The sequence below is a fragment of the Acinetobacter sp. YH12068_T genome, assembly GCF_024606005.1.
In the GTDB taxonomy this organism is placed as follows: domain Bacteria; phylum Pseudomonadota; class Gammaproteobacteria; order Pseudomonadales; family Moraxellaceae; genus Acinetobacter; species Acinetobacter amyesii.
This window is the reverse complement of record NZ_CP094555.1, coordinates 2,074,973-2,095,006: the sequence shown is the minus strand read 5'-3', so window position 1 is coordinate 2,095,006 and position 20,034 is coordinate 2,074,973. Positions and strand designations below refer to the sequence as shown.

Sequence of the window (20,034 nt, the reverse complement as noted above, 5' to 3'; positions counted from 1 at the left end):
GATCAATTTAAGTTAATGATGACTACAAACCTGATTCGAAGCTTCATCAAGTGCTGACTTTAACTGTGCAGCAAACGTTTCCGCTTCTGAATCACTCATAGGTGAGCCATCTTTTTTAGTGACATAGAAAATATCTTCAGCACGTTCACCGAGCGTCGCAATTTTCGCAGAGTGAATATCTAGGCCTTGCATCATAAATAAACCACCGACTTTAGCAAGTAAGCCCGGATGGTCAAGTGTCGCAATTTCAACCATATTTTGTTGAAGCGCTTCATTAAAAGAAATACTCACGGTATTTTCAATATCAAAATGACGCAGTTGACGTGGAATGCGACGTTGCATCAGGCCTGGGTACTTGTCAGATTGGCTTAAGGCTTTTTTAAGCGCTTCAATAACGGTTTGCTCACGCTCTGGATCTGTTAATAAGGTGCCAAAACGGTCAAGTACAACATAGGTGTCCAAACTAAATGCAGTGGATGCAGTAATAATCCGAGCATCCTGAACGTCTAAGTTCATTCTGTCCAAAATTGCCACTGTTGTTGCAAACAAGTTAGGTTGATCTTGAGTGTAAATAAAGATCTGTACTGCATCTTGTGCAAATTTACGATGTGCTCGCATCATTACCAATGGTTCTGCATTACTGCCATGTTTTAAAATGGCGCGCGTATGCCATGCGATTTCATCGGCAGATTCTTTTAGGAAATATTCATCACCGAGTTCTTGCCAAACAGTTTCTACATCGTAGAGCGAAAAATCGTTGACTAATAGTTCACTGGCCGCAAATTTAGTGTCTTCGATCAGCATTGGATAATCTACAGGACGACCCAAACCAGAACGAATCACATCACGCGCTTGTGTATACAGTTGGCGCATGAGGGATGCACGCCATGTATTCCAAAGCGTCGGATTGGTTGCGTTGATATCAGCAACTGTCAAGGTGTAGAGATAGTCGAGATGCTCCATATCGCCCATTTTCTCAGCAAATTCTTTCACCACATCTGGATCGGAAATGTCCTTTTTCTGAGAAGTGACAGACATCAGGAGATGGTTTTGAATCAACCATGCGACAAGGTTACATTCGCGTTCGGTAAACCCATGGGTACGGCAGAAATCAATTGCATCCGCTGCACCAAGTTCACTGTGGTCACCACCACGACCTTTGGCGATATCATGGAAAATTGCCGCTAAATATACGATGTCACGGCGCGCCAGTCGTTGGAATACAGAGCTAACGACAGGGAAGTCCTTAGCAAATTCAGGCTCTTTAAAACGGTTTAAATTACGCAGTAATAATAGGGTATGGGCATCGACAGTATAAATATGGAACAAGTCGTATTGCATGAGTCCCATGATTTGCCCAAAGGCAGGAATATAGTTGCCGAGCACACCATACCGTTTCATCGCCACCATGGTGTCATATAAACGGTAGGGTGAGCGAATGATCGCCATAAATAAGGCTTGATGTGCAGGATTGTCACGGAAGTTTTGATCAATACGTTTTGCCGCAAGAGACAATAGACGTAAAGTTCGGGCACGAATCCCTTCAATTTCTGGACGATTCGCCAAGAGGTAGAAAATTTCTAAAATAGCACTTGGATTTTCAGAGAAAATTTTATGATGCTGCACCGCCAATTTGCCATCGACTAATTTGAAATTGGTATTGATCTCTTCAATTTTACGTTCATAGTCAGGCAAACGTGGCGTGATGACAGACTCATTGAAATAAGCCAAGAGCATTTCATTTAACGTCGTCACTTGCTGAGCGCTACGGTAGTAACGTTTCATGAACTGTTCGATTGGATAATTCGGTGATTTACCTTCTTCACGCTGATAGCCAAATTTAGCGGCAATGTCACGTTGATAATCAAACAGTAAGCGGTTTTCGTCGCGCTTGGTTAAGCGATGTAAATGATGACGAATTTCCCAAAGAAAGCTTTCTGTTTCTTCAAGAACGCCAAGTTCAAACTCTGAAATAAAACCCAAATGTACAAGGTCATAGATGCGATTGACACGGAAATGACGCTTAGCAATCCATCCGATTTGGTTGATATCACGGATACCGCCGGGCGCATTTTTAATATCGGGTTCTAAGTTGCTTTCGGTATTATTATGTTGTGCATAGCGTTTGGCTTGCTCTTGCATTTTTGCATCATAGAAAGTTTTATCCGTCCATGTCTGTGACACGATACGGCGTGGCCATTTGGCTAGGTGTTCATTGCCCACAATCAAACGTGCTTCGATCAGCGCTGTTGCCACGGTTAAATCATTGGTGGCTTGAGCAACACAATCATTAATGGTACGTACACTGATGCCCGGTTTGAAATTACCAACATCCCAAAGAGTTGAAATAAAGCTGGAGATGAGTTTTTCTTGTTCTGGGCTGATTTCATCTTCGGACAAAATCATGATATCGACGTCGGAGTAAGGCAGCATTTCACGGCGACCATAGCCACCGACGGCAAACAAACCGAGATCGGTTTGGTCGAGTTCAGCATGTGTCCATAAGAACTTTAAAGCTTCATCGATCAGGTTTGATCGAGCCAAAATTACATCACGAATCGACTGTCCATTTTCAAAGCATTCCTGTAGCTGATTTTCAACATCTGAGCGCCATTGGTTAATCGCCTGAATGTCGTGGTTACTTTTAATGTAATTCAGCAGAGGAAGCGTATTGATCATGAACAGTGGTCCGTTAAGGTGTTACAAACTTAGTTTTGTTGAACACTGACTTGTTGTGCAGCATGTTGAGCAAGTTCACGCGCGTGATCTGTGGTTTCAGCGCGTGCTGTTGCTACGCCCATACGGCGACGTTTAAAGCCTTCTGGTTTACCAAAGAGGCGTAAATCGGTGTCCGGATTAGCCAAAGCAAGATTTAAGCCAGTAAATGATAAATTGGTATCATCCACGCCTGCATAGATGACTGCGCTTGCAGCAGTACTGTGTCGAGCAGTATTCACAGGCAGACCAAGAATGGCACGTGCATGCAGTTCGAATTCGCTTTGGAATTGCGATGCAAGAGTGACAAGGCCTGTATCGTGTGGACGAGGTGATACCTCACTAAACCATACTTTATCGCCTTTGACAAACAGTTCCACCCCAAAAATGCCACATCCACCTAATGCAATGGTTACTTTATTGGCAATACGCTTGGCTTCCTCTAAAGCAAGAGCAGTCATGATTTGTGGCTGCCAACTTTCTACATAGTCACCAGCGTCTTGGCGGTGGCCAATCGGGTCGCAAAATGATGTTTCAATTTCACCTGTTTCTGCATTTTTAGCACGAACAGTCAGCAGGGTGATTTCAAAGTCAAAGTCAATTTGTGATTCTACGATCACTGTACCTTGATTTACACGTCCACCTGTTTGTGCATATTCCCAAGCAGCATCGACTTCATCAAAGCTTTTTACACGTGACTGTCCTTTACCCGAAGACGACATGACAGGCTTAACAAAATTTGGATAGCCAATGTCATCGCATGCAGCACGGAACGCTTCAAGGGTATTGGCAAATCGGTAGGCTGAAGTTGGGAGTCCAAGCTCTTCGGCAGCTAGACGGCGAATCCCTTCACGGTTCATCGTCAGGTTTACAGCTTTTGCTGATGGAATTACTGTTGCGATATTTTGTTCTTCAATCTCGACCAAAACTTGAGTCGCAATGGCTTCAATTTCAGGGACAATCAAATGAGGCTTAACTTGAGAAATTAAGGCTTTAAGTGCCTCAGGATCTGCCATATTTAAAGTATGAGAAAAATGTGCAACTTGCATGGCAGGAGCATGGTCATAACGATCGGCAGCATGAACTTCTACACCCAAACGTTGCAATGAAATCACAACTTCTTTACCGAGTTCACCAGAACCTAACAGTAAGACTTTATACGCTGAAGACTGAAGTGGAGTACCAATAGTGACGCTCATGTAAATCATCCATGCTTGATTTTATGGGAATTTAAGCATAGCAGAACTTGTTCGAGAGATAAGAGAGTGTTCACATAAATAAATGATATTGTCCAACAATTTTTTTTATATCTTTATGGGTAAGCGTTCGTGTAATTATTTATTTGTGGAAAATATTAAAAAATCATATTTAGTTGTTTTTATTTAAATTCACTTTAAATATGCCTGCATTTTTTTCAGATGCAGGGAATGGCTTAAAATTCAAATTTGCACATTGAAGCGCACGGAGCTATATAGATGTTTGGCGGAAATAGGGCCAGTACAGTAATCCGAGCAGTGGTACGGTGCATATACATAAAATCAATATTAAGCCAAGATTAAGCCTAAAACGGCAGTGAAATAAAGCGCATCTGTAGCCACCGACAGAAGGTGAAATGATGAATTGAGCCATGAACTGAGGCTGAAAATGCACAATAGAAAAATCAATAAGAAGCCGATCAGCTGCAGAAAATTGCTGAACAGACGAGGCATCGATATGTGTGAAAACATCAGACGACGTGGATGTAAGTGCAGAATCTGCTGTGTGCAGTTATATAAGCCCACAATCTTTTGTTGCTGATTTTTCTCTATATAAATGGCGCGGACCTGATCTGCAGGTTGGTAATGTACAGCGCAGTAATTACCACTGAACAGCTGGCTTTGAATGAAGCATTGAAAATATGTACTTTCGATGGGTTTTTGCAGTCCCCAGCTTAATTCAGATGGTTGTCTAGAATGAATATAAATTTTGCCTTGAATACAATGGTGCTTTGCCATCTATTGGTTTTCGCTACATTTTTTATGTTATGCGTTGACTATCTCATAAATATTGCTAATTAAAAGGCACAGGCTGAAGAAGTTTGTGCTTGAGGGAGATTTGGATTGTCGCTGACTTAGCTTTAGAGGTGAAAAGGTATATAGGTATAGACTAAGCCGTAAGTCAGTGCCGCAGTCAGTGTAGCAGGGACAATTTTTTTAAACTTGAAATACAAGCCTGCAAGCACAGCAAATCCAACCAACATGGCAAAGCTTTTATTTGGTGTCTCAAGCAAAGGTGGTAAGGTTGCAACCACCAACATTGAACTAATTGCGGCAATGCCAATCGAGCCCAAAGCGATTTTGAGCCATAAAGAACCACGCTGCTGTGAACCTTGCTGAAATTTCTGAATTACAAAAAATGGCCCAAACCGTGATGCAAAATTCGCAATCCCGACCAAGATTCCAACCAAGATAATTTCTAGATTCATGATGCTTCACCCATATGTTCAGGATCAGGTTTCTTTAAGACATAATGTTTGAATAAACCGGCAAAAATACCAGAAGAAATACCGATAAAAATCGCAGCAGACAAGTCGATAAAGTAGCAGGCAATCGCAGAAACAATAATTGTAACCGTGACCACAAATGTATGTTTTTTCTCAAATGCTGCGAGTAAAAAGCTTAAAAACAATGCGGGCAGTAGGAAGTCGAGTGCGGCTTGTAAAAATTGTGGAAGGTTGCTGACTTGATCGGCAAATAAACCGCCTAAAAATGAGCCTGTTGCCCAAGACAGCCAACTAAATAAGCTGAGTCCTAACATCCAAGATTCTGACCATTCTTGACGACGTTGCGACAGTTTGATCATGCCTGATGCGAAAACTTCGTCGGTTAAACCCCAAGCCCAAACTGCCGTTTTCTTTAAGTTAAGTCGATCTTGAATCAGGTTTTGTAAGGCAGGGCCATAAAGTAAATGGCGGATATCGAGGGCAATTACAGTAAGAGCAGTCATCCAAATAGATGTTCCACTTCCAAGTAAAGCAACGACGAGAAACTGACTGGCACCTGCATACATAGAGCATGATAAAAATAAGGCTTCCCACGCAGTGAAACCAAATTGAGTCGCGGACACCCCAAATGCAAAAGAAACAGGAAGATAGGTAAAGATAATGGCTTGACTATCTTTAGCACCTTGCCAAAAACCCGCAGGCTGAACTGTAGGAAGTTTGTGCTCAGACACGACACACCTTTGAAAGAGTTGAACAACAGGTCAAATGATGATTGAGTATTGTACGCGAATTCACTAGCATATTGCCGAATATGTTTGCTGAAATGAGCCGGATATGCAGAGGTTAAAGATGCGTGGGATACTGATTGTTTCATTATTGAGCAGCACGGTGTTGTTGCAGGCCTGTGGTAATGATGGAGCTGAACAAGCTCAAGTCGAAATTAAAGCAGCACCTAAATTAACCAATGATGCAACGGAGTATGCTGCCAAAGCTTGGGCGTTTATCAATGAAGTCGATCCGATTGTTTATGCAAAGCAAGTCGATCAGATGGAAGAGAAAGTCCGTGTTCCAGCACGTAAATTGAGTACCGAATGGCGTATCAATGTCAAAATGACCGATTCTGTTACGGAAGGTAAATACGCGCTGTGTCGTAAGGCTTTGACAAGTCTGGAAATTTGGGCACGTGAAAGTATTGATCAGAGTTCGACTGTTGCACAAAAGCAAGCAGATTATGAGCGTGATAAAAATCAATGCAAAGGTGCGATTGAAAACCCTGAACTCGGAAATACCGATCCGAAAAAAATAGGCGTTTAACTTGATCAAAGCAGTGAATTTTCACTGCTTTTTTTTAGAAAATATCAAAAAACAAGAATAAATCTATAATAGAGGATTGGAAAATCCTCCTAAAATCATCGCTATTTCATATAAAAATTAAATCAGTGCGCTGCCGTAGTATTGAGCTAAATTCCAAATTGCATGGTTTTTTCTGAAGTTAAATAGATAAAGCATTGATAATGAATAGTAAAAATATCTTTTGAGAAAAATTTATTGATAAAAATCCCCCATTTTAGAACGCCAGTCGTCTGACCTTCTCTTTAATTAATATCTTTAAAATATTAATAATATAAAGTATGGATAATGTGATAAGAAATTAAAATTATCATTATTTGATAAAGTATGTAAAAATTACTACGTAAAAGATGAAGTATGTAATTTAAATTAAAGACGTTGAATAGGTGATTAAGATGAAAAAAACATTAATGATGTTATCGGTTTTGGCTGTTTTGACTACAGCGGTCAATGTACAAGCAGCGACTGAAGACAAATCAGAAGCATCAACTCAAGAAGTTGCAGCATGTACAAATGGTTTTGACAGTGTAAATGTTTGCCAATTATTGTCGTGATCAAAACTCGATAAAGCGAAGTGCCACAAATAAAAGCAAAATAACTATAAAGAATCATTCTGGTGCAATTAAATGCACTTATTTAAATCACAAATGTCAGACATCATGCACAGGAAGTGCATGAGCAATCTGATGTAACTGCGCTAGATCTAAAATTTCAATTTGTTTAAAAGCAACACGAAGCACCTGTATTTTTTCCAACTGCTGAAGCTCCTGATTGACTGATTGTCGTGAGCAATTCATCTGTTGCGCGAGTTGTTCCTGCGAGATATGTATGGTGTGTTGCTCAATTTCCAAATGATTTCCATATCCATTTAAAATAAACAGCAGACGCTGTGCGAGACGTTGACTTAAACTCTGTGTTTGTAAGGCTATGAGTTCCATAAAGGCATAGCGAAGCTTTTGACTGGTGAGCTGAGCAATATGAAACCAAAACTCGGGGTGTTGTTGTAATAATTGCTGGATTGCTTGAGCCGGTAAGTGTAATAAGGTGGATTTTTTGGTACAGATGGCATCGTGAGAACGTGGTAATTGGTCAACCAAGGATATTTCGCCAAACCACATAATCGGCTCAGCAATGGCGGCAATCGCTTCTTTACCATGAATATCGATATAGCCTAATCGAACTGCGCCTTCTAAGACTGCATACATACCATTAAAACGCTGTCCTGATAAAAAAACACGTGCGTCTTTTTCGAAAGTTAAGGTCAGGGCATGGCGGCAGATAAAGTCTTGGAAGTAAACATTTAAGCCTGAATACCACACATTTTTATTGAGTTGATGCACATATTGAGCGTCCAGCACAGCATATCCTTATTTTATGGTCCAACTTGTCTATTAGCTGACAACTTTATTGATGCATTTTTTATATAGTGAAATGAGTGAATGAACAAGGAGTAAGTTAATGAGCAAACTTGAAAGACTGTTAAGCCAATATGCAGCATATCATTTAGATCGAAAAAATGTGCTGACGCACTTTGTGGGTATTCCGCTTATTGTATTTTCGATTATGTGTCTAACAGCACGAGCAGGGCTAATGATTTCAGGTTTTGAACTGACCCTTGCATTGTTGTTGATTATTGCCAGTGTCATTTATTACCTGAGTTTAGATAAAATTTTCGGTTTGATTATGCTTTTGGTATTTGCCGTCACGTATCCCTTAGCCTTAATGATCGCAAAAATGAGCCTTATGTCATGGCTGATTTGGAGTGTGGGGATCTTTGTAGTGGGTTGGATCATCCAGTTTATCGGCCATTATTATGAAAAGAAAAAGCCTGCGTTTATGGATGATGTTATTGGCTTGGCAATAGGACCTTTATTTGTTCTAGCTGAGTTTGTGTTTCTACTCGGCTTTCGTAAAGAGCTTGAACAACGCATGTTGACAGAAGCAAGAAGACAGCGTGCAGAGATGGATGCAAAAGCATTACATATTGCTCACCCATAAATGATTTGAATAAAAAAGCCGGATAATTCCGGCTTTTTTGCGATGTGTTAATTCTCAACTGTTTAGGATTTCACAGCAACTTTATGTTGTTCCGCTGCGACCTTTTGTGCAGCGATTTTTGCTTTTGCGTCAGTATTTGCAGCTTTGGCAGCATGGGCTGAAGTTTTAGCTTCTGATTTTGCTTGTGTTGCAAGATGCTGTGCTTGAGCTGCATCATGTATTGCTAATTTTTGATTATGTTTCACTTTACTTTGAGCCAATTGGGTGGCTTGTTTTGCATCGTGTCGAGCGACTTTTGCATCATGCTGCGCAACTTGTGCTGCATGTGTAGCAGTACGTTTCTGATGTTTTGCATCTTTAGCAATGGAAACACAAGTACCACCTTTATGGTTTGCACCTGTACCACCTGTAAGTGTGGTGCCTTGTGGACATGCAAACGCAGTTGCACTAAGCATTGTAAAGATACCTGCTGTTAGAATTGTGCTGATTTTTTTCATTGCTATTGTTCTATGAAAATAGGCATTAGTGCCTATGAGTAAATTTATAGCAGAATATTCGAGAGTTAAGTTGTTGCACTGTGGCCACTTGGCAATTAAATCAAGTATTCGTGTCGATATAATTTTGTTTTTAAGCAGGTTTTAAGTTTTTAAATATGCTTATTTTTTGGCTTGAGCTTTTGCCTGAAATTAAAAAAGCCAGCAAATTGCTGGCTTCTTATGAGTACTGTCTTATACGTTAAAACGGAAGTGTAAAACATCGCCATCTTGAACGATGTATGTTTTACCTTCTAAACGCCATTTACCTGCTTCTTTAGCGCCAGCTTCACCGTTGTATTGAACGAAGTCGTTGTAGGCAACACATTCAGCACGAATAAAGCCTTTTTCGAAGTCAGTGTGAATCACACCTGCAGCTTGAGGTGCGGTTGCACCAATTTTTACTGTCCAAGCACGAACTTCTTGTACACCAGCTGTGAAGTATGTTTGAAGGCCGAGTAAGCCATAACCTGCACGAATAACTACGTTTAGACCAGGTTCTTCCATGCCTAAAGCTTCAAGGAATTCAGCACGATCTTCATCTTCAAGTAATGAAATTTCTGCTTCGATTTGGTTGCAAAGTGGAACCACAATCGCATTTTCTTCAGCAGCTAATTTTTGCACTGCTTCTAAGTGAGGGTTATTTTCGAAACCATCTTCTGCAACGTTGGCAATATACATGGTTGGTTTAAGGGTTAAGAACCCATAACCACGCACCAATTTGCGTTCATCTTCATCAAGGTCTGCAGCACGCGCAGGTTTACCTTCATCCAGTAAAGGTAAAATTTTGTCTAAAACAGCTTTGGTCGCAATAGCTTCTTTATCGCCACCTTTTGCAGATTTTGCTAGACGTGTAATTGCTTTAGAAACAGCTTCTAAGTCAGCAAGTGCAAGTTCAGTGTTGATCGTTGCGATATCGTCAAGTGGGTCAATTTTGCCATTTACGTGAATGACATTCTCGTCTTCAAAACAACGTACAACATGTGCAATAGCATCAGTTTCACGAATGTTAGCTAAGAATTGGTTACCAAGGCCTTCACCTTTAGATGCACCAGCAACGAGACCTGCGATATCCACAAATTCCATCGTGGTTGGGACAACACGTTGTGGGTTTACAATTTCAGCAAGTTTATCCATACGTGGGTCAGGTACAGGTACGATCCCAGTATTTGGCTCAATTGTACAGAATGGGAAGTTTTCAGCAGCAATCGCAGCTTTGGTTAATGCGTTGAAAAGCGTTGATTTACCAACGTTCGGCAGGCCGACAATACCACAGTTAAAACCCATGAAATAACTCACAAAGTATTATAAAAAAATTGTGGATGATTTTACATGAAAGCCATAATAAAGTCAGGTGAAATGGGAAGGAGAATGTATAACTTATTGACTGATGTTACGCAGTAACGTCATCCGTAACTGTTTGAGACGGGAATACTTCTCATCAAAAATGTTTTTGCGATACTTTGAATAATTTAACGCTAGTGAACGAGTTTTGCGGATGACAATGGTTTTGGGTACTTTTGCCTAAAAAAAGTACCTCCAGCCGAAGGCTAATCTTTTTATTCAAACCTTAGGTGTAAGATTCCGTTGAATAGGACTCAAATATCACTTTAAAAATGCGAAATTATTTTTACGTGCGTAACATCAGTTATTGAATATAGATTTTATCGAAATCATTTCACGGCAGGATAGGTATTTAAGTTGCACTACGGATGCATAATAGGTGCAAAAATGACATTGTGTTTCAATAACACAGTGACTAAAGTATCCCTATAAAATTACTGGGTTTTATAAACTACAGTTACAACAAAAACATGGAGCATTTATGCGAACTCTCTACCAGTTTCCACTCTCACATTTTTGTGAAAAGGCGCGCTGGTTACTCGATCATAAAGAGTTGGATTATGTAGCTCATAATTTAATGCCGGGTGTACATCGTGCATTTGCACAGCTTAAAACAGGGCAAAACAAATTACCGATTTTACGTGATCAAGATCATTGGGTTGCAGATTCAACTCAAATCGCCTTTTACTTGGATGCGACCTACCCCGAACATAGTCTGATCCGTCCAGATGTCAAACTGCGTGAAGACGCTTTAGAAATTAATGAACTCTCCATTGAGTTAGGCCAACATGTGCGCCGTTGGGGGTTAGCACATGTATTAAATGAAAGTGAAGAATCACTTGATATTTTAATTGGTGAAAAGGGCTATTTACGTCAGTTTGAAAAATATTCCAAGCCCATTATAAAGGCACTGGTTTCTAAAGGTTATCAATTAGATACGGATAAGGTTGCGGCATCGCGTGAACGATTGGATGAAATTGTGGTTGATTTAAATCAACGTCTGATCGAACAAGGTGGGCGTTATTTTGTAGGCGACCGATTAGGTTTGGCTGATATTGCAGTGTGTTCAATGTTGGCGCCGATATTAGAGATTGTTGGAACGCCGTGGGAAAAAGAGCATGGCGAAACCTTGTCAGAAGAGTTTAAAGCTTACAAAGCCTATTTGAGCGATTTGCCTTTAGGTCAATATGTGCAACGTATATACCAAACAGAACGTAACGCACGGGTAGATTGGCGTGGTGTATAAGCTCTTTATATGAAAACTTTGCGTCATACTGCTTTAAAAAAGCGCGCCTAACAGCGCGCTTTTTTATCAGACATTCAATCCTTAAATATAGCTTTGTTGTTGAATATCCAAAATATTCAGCACTGGACTGATACTATCGGCTTGTAAAGTATTCAGAGGCATAACAGGGTAGAAGATATTGCCTAGCGCATCCTTAATACTTGGGATGATGGTGGAGATATCAAAATCACCTTGAGCAGAACCTAAATTTTCCAATAGGTCATTAATATTCGGTAATTGGCCCGTGAGGTTTTCAGTCAATTGGTTGAACTGATCCGTGATAGAACCAAGATCAATTTTTTCAGGAGCAAGATTGCCAAGTAAATCGCCAAGATCTGGAATGGTCAGTTGATCGAGGAACTGAGTCGCTTCACCATTACTGTCCATCAGAGCAATGACTGGTTTCAATGAATCAATCACTTGATTTAAATCAGTTGAAAGCGTCAGTAAGGATGGATTGTTGACCACATCCAAAATGGTGCTCACGCTATTTAATACATCATAAATCGCTTTGACGGTTTGAGCCTGATCCGTATCGATGACATCGCTTTTTGCCAGTAAATCTAACAGCGGATTAAGTCCTTTGATCACCCCTGAAATGGTCTCAGGGACATTCCCTTGGTTGGCTGATGAAATGGCGGTCACTAGATTGGTCACACTTCCAATCACTGTCGGTAAAGCATGACTCAACTGTTCCATATCAATAGTTGAGTTGTCTTTATTGATTGAAGCTAATAAAGGTAGGAGGGCAGTCGTTGCACCTTGTGCAATTTGCCCAAAGTCGATGTTTCCAGAAGACGAGCTCCCAATCATCTGAATAATAGGTTGCGCATATTCTAAAACTTGACTGAGTGTATTGATAATTTGCGTTGCATCCGTTGACCCTGTTGCGCTTCCAAGCATAGCAAGCAGTGGTTTTATGGCATTTACAGCGCTACTAATATTGTCAGGAAGATTGCCTTGGTTATTGGTGCTACTCAATAAACTTTGCAAGCTGTTGACAATGGTAGGTAAAGATTGAACCAACTGATTCATCTCTGTTGAGCCAGCGTTGCTACCTAAGTTTTGTAGGAGTGGTTGCAGAGTTGTCATCAATGTCTTGAGTGCATCCGAATTTGAACCGTTATTGGATGTAAGACTTTGAATCGTGCTAATCACTTGCGGAAGCGATTTAGTCAGTGCGCTAAAATCAAAAGACTTTGTGCCACCTAAATTACCCAATAATCCTGTCAGTGTATCCGTGATATTGGTTGTAGGTTTAAGTGGGCTAAGTAGGTTACTGACCGTGCTGCTAATTGTACTGAGCTGTAGGGAAGGACTTAGTACAGAACTTAATTTTGAGCTGAGTGAACTCAGTGATTTAATTGCCATGTTTATTCTTCCGTTTTTGTTTTTTTGTATATTTATGAACCGCCGCTATTTTTTAATGTAATTACCAAATCTAGTAAATAAGTGAAAAAAAAGCAAAATGTGAAATAGAGCGCACATTGAAAAATATAGTAAAAATAAAAAGTTGAAAAATATAAAATAAAATTTATTTTCCTTTTATCTGAAATTGATTTATTCAGATCAATGGAATGCATCGAGAAGCTTTATTGGTAGGTTGTCTAAAGACGTTATTTAGAATATAAAAACTAAACTTTGATGAAAAAACATTCATTTAAACACGATATTTATGCAAATTATTATGTTCATAATGCATATGAGCTTTATTATTTTTAATAAATCATGCTATACATGAGAAAACTTGCACATAAATGCTGATTTTAAAACTTAAAATAACATTGAAAATGACAACAGGTGTTTGATGAATCTGGATCATCAGCACTGTTTTCAAAAATGGCTGGAGTAGACTGATGGAACTAGACCGTTTTGATAAACAAATTTTAGAAATTTTGACCCATGAAGATGTCAATTTAAATGAACTGTCAGAGCGGGTGAATTTATCGGTCAGTTCAGTTCATCGTCGGATCAAACAATTGATTGATCACAATATTATCAGTGGTCTGAAACGTGAAATTAATTATCAAAAATTGGGCTTTAGTTTGCATGTGCTGCTACAGGTGTCCTTAAGCAAACATGATACAGATACTTTTGCTAAATTTTTAGAAGCATTAGAAAGTATTCCAGAAGTCATTAATGCATTTTTGGTGACAGGGCAGTCTGCCGATTTTATTGTGGAAGTCGTTGCACGGGATATGGAAAACTATAGTGAAATTTTACTCAAGCGCATTGGTAAAATTGAACACGTAGTTGCATTACATTCGAGCTTTGTAATTAAACAATATAATGTTTTTAACTGTAATGGCTTATTAAATAAGGTTTAAATGCAGCCCTCATATATAAACTCAAACAGTTGAAAGCTAGGCAATAAAAAACGCACCGAAGGGTGCGTTTTATACTTCACTCGATTGAACTATAGAGCTTCTAACTCAGCCATCACTTCATCGGTGAATTCAACGTTGGTATACACGTTTTGAACGTCGTCAAGATCTTCAAACATATCAATCATTTTGATGATTTTTTTCGCTTGTTCGATATCTGAAATTAACGCTTTAGTTGAAGGGTTCATGACCACTTCGGCGTTATCAGATTTTAAACCTGCTGCTGCAAGTGCATCCTGAACCTCACCGAAAGTTTCAGGTGTTGTGATAACTAGAATTTCTTCTTCGTCCACTTCGATGTCTTCAGCACCCGCTTCTAAAGCGACGTCCATGATTTGATCTTCTAAAGAAACATCTTCAAAAGTAATCTCACCACGTTTGGTAAACATATAAGCTACTGAACCTGCAGTACCTAAATTACCATCAGTTTTCGAGAAGCAATGACGAACGTCAGGAACAGTACGGTTCAAGTTATCCGTCATTGTTTCAATGATGACCGCAACACCACCAACGCCATATCCTTCGTAGGTTACTTCTTTTAGATCGGTATTTTCTTCACCGCCCACACCACGTTGGATCGCACGGTTAATGGTGTCACGTGTCATGTTTGCAACTAATGCTTTTTCAACAACAGCACGTAAACGTGGGTTAGACGCTACATCACCGCCGCCTAAACGTGCAGCTGTCACGATTTCACGGATAAATTTTGTGAATACTTTAGCGCGGCTCGCATCTTGTTTTGCTTTACGATGCTTAGTATTAGCCCACTTGGAATGACCCGCCATGCGAAATATGCTCCTTGTAGATTGGCCTTATGCCTATCAAATTGAGCAAATTCTACCATAATGGCTTTTTTGTGTGAAAGTACTGGATTTCATGAATTGAGTAGTTGAAAAAAAAATATCCAAATCTGAGAAAATAATGCGAAATGTCTAAACGCCCGTACTGTAATTTTTCTTATGATGAGAATCGGGCTAAAAGGGGGAGTCTGATCCTGTTATAACAGGAAGATATAAATGTACAATGCGTGGAGCACGATACATTTATATCTTTAAATACGTAGTTAGTTAAAACGTGAATTGCGCTTAGTGTTTATTTTTAGGTTCTGGGATCACGATATCTAAACCTACTTTATCTTTATAGAGTTGCTTAATTAAAGCTAAATCGTGATCGAGCTCAGTCGGGTAAATTTTACCGAAAATACCGCCTTGTTTGGTTTTTGAGTTGGCATACATTAATACAATCGGCACACCTGCAGCTTTAGCGATATACCAAAAGCCTGTACGAATCGGTTTTCGTGCTTCACCACGTTCTGCACGTGTCGCTTCTGGAGCAATGACTAAATTAAATTTTTCATTGGCTTCAAAATGCTCAACCATTTGAGTCACGATGTCTTTATTGGCTTTACGGTCTACAGGAATACCGCCAATCGCTTCAAGGACAGGTTTAAATGGACCTTTAAAGAGTTCTTTTTTAATCAGCGTGTGAATTTTAATGTCGTAAATTTGGCAAAGGGCCAGTGAAAGAACAGCATCCATCATTGAGGTGTGTTCAAAGCCGACGATCACTTGTTTATTTTCTAAAACATCAGGTTCTACGTGGTATTTCCAGCCTGCTAATTTAAATGCAGATTCGCCAATAAACTTTTTCAACATAGTCGGTGATACGGTGATTTAAAAAAGGTGTAATTTCTGCTTGTTTGGATCATGAGTCAAGAGGATTTAAGTGAGCTTTGATCTGAATTGTGCAGATATTTCAAATCGGAATAAGAAGGGCGGATTGAAAAATTATACTTTTTAGCAATAAATCGGCTAAATTTTATATGGTAAAGCTATCATCATAGATAAAAATACTCTTAAAAATTTGCTAAATATGGCTAGGCACCGTCAGAAATTCTTATTAGACTTTTGTCGTAGGTTAAAACTTTTAACCTGTTGGTCTTAACTCGATTTCTAACGGAGAACTCAAGCATGATTTATTTAACTGCTGTGTTATTCGCTGTTGCTATGTTTGCTTTGATTGTTATTTGGTCAATTGTTGAGTTTTATTTGGACTTAAGAAAGCCTGAACAGGTTGAGTCTTAATATTTGCCGAAATTTATAGGCATCATAGTTGATTTATTAATACCATATATTTTATATAATAATTATATTTAATTAATAGTAAAAAGATATTAATGTGGTTTTGTTATTGAGTCTTGAACTTGTATCTCAATAGAAATTTTTATTTGATATTTTTTAGATTTTCAATATTAGATATTCTTGAGTAGGTATCCGAAATGGCTATTCCTTGTTGTAAATAATCTGCTCTGTTCTTGTAATTATAAATTAAACATTAAAACGATATTTCATCTTTTATGAAATTTTGACTAATTATTTCAGATATTTAAAGCTGACTAAAAACACAAAAAAATTATCTTGTAGACTTGGATTATATTGAATAATTTGATTAAATGTTCGGGAAATTTAAATAAAATTGATGTTTGATAATAACAATGCTGAACAATATATACTCTGCAATTGAAAAATTGGGCATTAGTCCACAAAAACGTGCTTTGCACATTCAATTTTCAAATTCGACATTAAATCAGGCGGTATTTTTACAACGCATTGATGGGGAACATGCGCTTAGTACAGGTTTAAATGTACAACTGATTTGTCTGTCTACTTCTGCGACCTTAGAACTCAAACAATTTATTGGTACGCAAGTCGCAATCGATCAGGTGACCGATGCGGGGCAACTTTTTCGTATTACCGGGATCATTACTGAAGCATTTCAAGGCCAAAGTGATGGTGCATTAACGCTATATAAGTTGACCTTAGAAGATGCAACGGGATTGTGGCATAAGCGTCGTAATAGCCGTGTGTTTATGAATAAATCGGTCAAAGATGTGGTCGAGATTGTTTTTAAGGAATGGCAAAAAAAGAGCCCACTTTTTGCAGCGAGCTTAAGTTTGGACTTAAGTGGCTTAAAAAAAGAGTATGACGTTCGACCATTCATGATGCAAAGTAATGAAACCGACTATGATTTTATTACCCGCTTATTACGCAGTGAAGGCATTCATTGGCTGGTTGATGAAGCTCAATCTTTTGTAACATCGTCTGCGGCACCCATCGCAGCCCAAAAGCTACGTTTGATTGATGATAATAGTCAATATCAAGCTTTGGAACGACGTAATATTCGTTTTCATCGCAGTAGTGCAACTGAAAAAAATGACAGTATGACCAGTTTTATCGGTCAGCGCAGTCTGCAGCCGACGTCGGTACATGTGCAGCGGTGGCAGGCAGATGTGCTTGAACAGGACGAGGGTGGTGGTGCAGTACAAAGCAAGCACCTACATAGCCAAAATCAAGATAATGCGAGTTTAAGCTTAGAGCAGGCATGGCATGTGAGCCCTGCATGGATGCAAGATCTGAATGGTGAAGATGCTGCAACTGCCTCTAATAGTGCTCAAGTTGAACGTCTCAATCAAAATTTTAGTGATTATTATGCGGCTCAAGCCAAACAATTTATTGCTAAAAGTACCGTGCGTGATACACAAGTTGGTTATTGGTTCAAATTGGATGAGCATCCAGAGATTGACCAGCATCGTGGTGCCGATCAAGAATTTTTGATTTTATCTAAGTCTTTTTATAACCAAAATAATTTACCCAAAGACTTAACCGATCAAGTTACACAACTGATCCATCAAAGTCAGTGGCAAGTCAAACAAAGCGATGCGGATGAACGCCAAGCCAATACCTTGGCTTTGCAACGTCGAAATATTACGACCGTCCCTGAATTTAATCCACTTACACATCGACCAGTAACACATCCACAGCGTGCCAAAGTTGTGGGTCCTGCCGGTGAAGAAATCCATGTTGATGAATGGGGACGGATAAAAGTTCGTTTTCTGTTTACCCGTTCTGATGATCATGGCCATGATGGTGGGGCAGGTGCGAACAATAATGACACAGACTCGGCTTGGGTTGATGTGTTGACCCCTTGGGCCGGCGAAGGTTATGGCGCACGCTTCTTACCTCGAGTTGGTGAAATAGTCGTCGTTGATTTCTTTGATGGCAACATTGACCGACCTTTTGTCGTGGGTCGTATTCATGAAGCGCAGCGTAGTCCCACTAAATTTGACAATAAAGGACAATTACCAGATACCAAAAAACTTGCGGGAATTCGTTCCAAAGAAGTGGCGGGAGAGGGTTTTGGTCAATTACGCTTTGATGACACCACAGGGCAAATTAGTACCCAGCTGCAAAGTAGTCATGGTGCGAGCCAACTGAACCTCGGTAAGCTCAGTCATCCAAAAGATAAAGCAGAAAGTGAAGATCGGGGTGAAGGTTTTGAGCTGCGGACCGATCAATGGGGGGCAGTACGAGCTGGACAAGGTTTATTGGTGTCGACTTATAAACAGGAAAAGGCCAATGGTGAACATTTAGATGCAGAGATTGCAAGAACACAGCTGGAGACGAGTCATAGTAATAGTAAGTCTTTAAGTGATATTGCAAAACAACAAAAAACAGATGAAATTGAATCTGTTGAACAGCTAAAAGCTTTTGCCAGTGAAATAGAAAAAGATATCGCTAAATTTAAAAAAGCCATTCTTTTACTTAACTCAGTGGATGGTATTGCACTTAGTACACCAGAGGATATTCATTTATCTGCAACAGGCATGATCAACCAAATTGCCGGTGATAGCATTAACCTGAGTACGCAAAAAAATATTGTGGGACAAGCTTTAGGTAAGGTTAGCTTATTTGCAGCTCAAGGTGGCATTAAAGCAATAGCAGCGCAAAGTAAAGTCGAAATTCAGGCACAGTCTGATGCTATGGATATTTTGGCAAAAAAAGGAATTACGATTTCTTCTACTGAAGACAAAATAGAGATTAGCAGTCCTAAAGAGATTGTGATCACAGGAGCTTCTTCCCAAATTACTTTAAATGGCACGGGAATTCTTGCTAAGACAGGTGGTAAATTTGAAGTAAATGCAGGGCAGCATCTATTTAAACCAGCATCGAGTGCTAGCAAGTCTGCACAACTTCCTGCTTCTAATCCGATGAAAGGGGCCTTAGAACTGCTTAAAAGTTATGGTGGTCAAGATTTCTTTAGTGGCACCGGTTTTAAAGTCATTGATGCTTTGGGCAAGCAAGTTACAGGAAAATTAGACGGCAATGGCTTTGCTCAAGTAACGGGTATTGCACCAGGACCGGCTAAAGTTGAGTTTGACAAAGATCCTCGAAGTGCTTGGGATTCAGCGAGTCATTTTAAGCGTGATTATCAATGGGCGGAAAAAGTGGTACCAGGCGCTTCGGACTTTTTACAAAATACATTGGGTTCGTTGGGGCAAAATTTAACATCACGGTTAAAAGATAATCTCTTTAATTTAAATGCCGATTCTTTAAAAAATATCGGAAAAAATGCATTAAAAGATCTAGGTGGACAGGCATTAAATCAATTTAAAGACCAAGTCAACAATTCCGCACTATCTGCAATTTCATCGAAACTCAACTTGGGACTTTCTGCTTCACAAATGGCAAGTTTGGGTCAGGGTGCACAAGGCTTATCCAGCGTATTAGGTGGAAGTGGAATGAGTAACGGCATCGTTTCTGGGTCAACTGCTGCCGCAGTTCAGAACTCACAAGCAACCATTGATAAGGATATAGTGGGCCGTAAAATTTCTTATTCCACACGCGCATTGACTTATACGGAAACCATTCGAGAAGGCTCTGCAACGCCTACGAATGTGACAGCTGCACCAGTCGCAGTGCCTAAAGTTACTGAAATAAAAGTAGCGGAAGCTGCACCAGAAAAAGCGATACCTGTCCTTGCTAGTGATGATGATTGGGTGGACCGGAAACAATATTCAAGTCCTTACCTCACTTACAGTGAAACCACACGACCGAAAAAGAACAATGGTTAGTACTTCATAAGAGCGACAGCAAAACACAATTT

The 20,034-nt window shown here is 39.6% G+C and carries 17 protein-coding genes; 6 read left to right on the top strand and 11 right to left on the bottom strand.

What is annotated here, in order from left to right; all coding sequences use genetic code 11:
* Window positions 1-12 precede the first annotated feature (12 nt).
* The 5 genes from glnD to MST18_RS10110 all read right to left on the bottom strand — a co-directional run bounded on the left by glnD (window position 13) and on the right by MST18_RS10110 (window position 5,928).
* Window positions 13-2,679, bottom strand: coding sequence for a [protein-PII] uridylyltransferase (gene glnD, locus MST18_RS10130; RefSeq protein WP_180133544.1), 2,667 nt, complete (start codon window positions 2,677-2,679; stop codon window positions 13-15).
* Between the two features lie 29 nt (window positions 2,680-2,708).
* Window positions 2,709-3,923 carry a formate-dependent phosphoribosylglycinamide formyltransferase gene (gene purT / locus MST18_RS10125; protein WP_180023945.1) on the bottom strand — a complete coding sequence of 405 codons (1,215 nt, stop codon included), beginning with the start codon at window positions 3,921-3,923 and terminating at the stop codon, window positions 2,709-2,711.
* Between the two features lie 336 nt (window positions 3,924-4,259).
* The gene (locus MST18_RS10120; RefSeq protein WP_180133543.1) at window positions 4,260-4,709 is read right to left on the bottom strand and encodes a hypothetical protein; all 450 of its coding nucleotides are present in this window, start codon (window positions 4,707-4,709) and stop codon (window positions 4,260-4,262) included.
* 122 nt (window positions 4,710-4,831) lie between these two features.
* Window positions 4,832-5,179 carry an L-valine transporter subunit YgaH gene (gene ygaH / locus MST18_RS10115; protein ID WP_078189050.1) on the bottom strand — a complete coding sequence of 116 codons (348 nt, stop codon included), beginning with the start codon at window positions 5,177-5,179 and terminating at the stop codon, window positions 4,832-4,834.
* Window positions 5,176-5,928 (bottom strand): AzlC family ABC transporter permease, encoded by a 753-nt coding sequence (locus tag MST18_RS10110; RefSeq protein ID WP_078194362.1) that lies wholly within the window; start codon window positions 5,926-5,928, stop codon window positions 5,176-5,178. The genes ygaH and MST18_RS10110 overlap by 4 nt, the downstream gene beginning before the upstream one ends.
* 103 nt (window positions 5,929-6,031) lie before the next feature.
* Between MST18_RS10110 and MST18_RS10105 the strand changes: the two genes are divergently transcribed.
* Together MST18_RS10105 and MST18_RS10100 are read left to right on the top strand one after the other, a co-directional pair.
* Complete coding sequence (locus MST18_RS10105; RefSeq protein ID WP_180133542.1) at window positions 6,032-6,511, top strand: hypothetical protein; 480 nt, start codon at window positions 6,032-6,034, stop codon at window positions 6,509-6,511.
* A 431-nt stretch (window positions 6,512-6,942) separates the two neighbouring features.
* Window positions 6,943-7,101 (top strand): hypothetical protein, encoded by a 159-nt coding sequence (locus MST18_RS10100; RefSeq protein WP_180133541.1) that lies wholly within the window; start codon window positions 6,943-6,945, stop codon window positions 7,099-7,101.
* A 96-nt stretch (window positions 7,102-7,197) separates the two neighbouring features.
* Here the strand turns inward: MST18_RS10100 and MST18_RS10095 are convergent, their stop codons facing one another.
* Window positions 7,198-7,905, bottom strand: a complete 708-nt coding sequence (locus MST18_RS10095) for a Crp/Fnr family transcriptional regulator (RefSeq protein ID WP_180133540.1) — start codon at window positions 7,903-7,905, stop codon at window positions 7,198-7,200.
* A 100-nt stretch (window positions 7,906-8,005) separates the two neighbouring features.
* Here MST18_RS10095 and MST18_RS10090 point away from each other — a divergent pair, with 100 nt between their 5' ends.
* Window positions 8,006-8,545 (top strand): DUF962 domain-containing protein, encoded by a 540-nt coding sequence (locus tag MST18_RS10090; protein ID WP_180022557.1) that lies wholly within the window; start codon window positions 8,006-8,008, stop codon window positions 8,543-8,545.
* A 62-nt stretch (window positions 8,546-8,607) separates the two neighbouring features.
* On the opposite strand, the gene MST18_RS10085 is transcribed toward MST18_RS10090, so the two are convergent.
* The gene (locus MST18_RS10085; RefSeq protein WP_257227530.1) at window positions 8,608-9,042 is read right to left on the bottom strand and encodes a hypothetical protein; all 435 of its coding nucleotides are present in this window, start codon (window positions 9,040-9,042) and stop codon (window positions 8,608-8,610) included.
* Window positions 9,043-9,273: 231 nt separating this feature from the next.
* Window positions 9,274-10,365, bottom strand: coding sequence for a redox-regulated ATPase YchF (gene ychF, locus MST18_RS10080; RefSeq protein ID WP_078189045.1), 1,092 nt, complete (start codon window positions 10,363-10,365; stop codon window positions 9,274-9,276).
* Window positions 10,366-10,903: 538 nt separating this feature from the next.
* Here ychF and MST18_RS10075 point away from each other — a divergent pair.
* Window positions 10,904-11,668 (top strand): glutathione S-transferase family protein, encoded by a 765-nt coding sequence (locus MST18_RS10075; protein WP_180012150.1) that lies wholly within the window; start codon window positions 10,904-10,906, stop codon window positions 11,666-11,668.
* A gap of 81 nt (window positions 11,669-11,749) precedes the next feature.
* Here MST18_RS10075 and MST18_RS10070 read toward each other — a convergent pair whose 3' ends face one another.
* Window positions 11,750-13,078: a hypothetical protein gene (locus MST18_RS10070; RefSeq protein ID WP_180133539.1), complete on the bottom strand. Its 1,329-nt coding sequence runs from the start codon at window positions 13,076-13,078 to the stop codon at window positions 11,750-11,752.
* Between the two features lie 485 nt (window positions 13,079-13,563).
* Here MST18_RS10070 and MST18_RS10065 point away from each other — a divergent pair, with 485 nt between their 5' ends.
* Complete coding sequence (locus tag MST18_RS10065) at window positions 13,564-14,034, top strand: Lrp/AsnC family transcriptional regulator (RefSeq protein ID WP_111885999.1); 471 nt, start codon at window positions 13,564-13,566, stop codon at window positions 14,032-14,034.
* Between the two features lie 89 nt (window positions 14,035-14,123).
* Here MST18_RS10065 and MST18_RS10060 read toward each other — a convergent pair whose 3' ends face one another.
* Together MST18_RS10060 and MST18_RS10055 are read right to left on the bottom strand one after the other, a co-directional pair.
* Window positions 14,124-14,876, bottom strand: a complete 753-nt coding sequence (locus MST18_RS10060; protein WP_111886000.1) for a YebC/PmpR family DNA-binding transcriptional regulator — start codon at window positions 14,874-14,876, stop codon at window positions 14,124-14,126.
* A gap of 300 nt (window positions 14,877-15,176) precedes the next feature.
* The gene (locus MST18_RS10055; protein ID WP_180128914.1) at window positions 15,177-15,746 is read right to left on the bottom strand and encodes a 1-acyl-sn-glycerol-3-phosphate acyltransferase; all 570 of its coding nucleotides are present in this window, start codon (window positions 15,744-15,746) and stop codon (window positions 15,177-15,179) included.
* Between the two features lie 839 nt (window positions 15,747-16,585).
* On the opposite strand from MST18_RS10055, the gene tssI reads away from it, so the two are divergent.
* Window positions 16,586-20,002 carry a type VI secretion system Vgr family protein gene (gene tssI / locus MST18_RS10050; protein ID WP_180133538.1) on the top strand — a complete coding sequence of 1,139 codons (3,417 nt, stop codon included), beginning with the start codon at window positions 16,586-16,588 and terminating at the stop codon, window positions 20,000-20,002.
* The last annotated feature ends 32 nt before the right edge of the window (window positions 20,003-20,034 follow it).